1 pseudogene is annotated in these 204 nt (G+C 36.3%); it reads right to left on the bottom strand.

The window, feature by feature from the left end:
* Nucleotides 1–125, bottom strand: a pseudogene (locus QCD69_RS22845) (DNA/RNA non-specific endonuclease); the annotation flags it as partial.
* Between the last annotated feature and the right edge of the window lie 79 nt (nucleotides 126–204).

Raw genomic sequence — 204 nt, 5'->3', positions numbered from 1 at the left:
CATGAGTTCTCCATTTTTTTCCATTGACTTTTATTAAGATTTCCATCCATAGGAACAATATTAAGCTTTTCACCAGGACCATTGAATATGCTGGCAATTAAATGACCACCTTCATCACCATTATTACCATATTTACCAGCCTTGCATTACTGATAGGTGTTTCGGTCATTTTTGGACAGGCTTAGTGAGGCATTCACATTTGTT

The organism is Erwinia sp. PsM31 (assembly GCF_030433775.1).
In the GTDB taxonomy this organism is placed as follows: domain Bacteria; phylum Pseudomonadota; class Gammaproteobacteria; order Enterobacterales; family Enterobacteriaceae; genus Erwinia; species Erwinia aeris.
The sequence above is the reverse complement of the archived record's forward strand: the minus strand, read 5'-3'. Positions and strand labels throughout refer to the sequence as shown.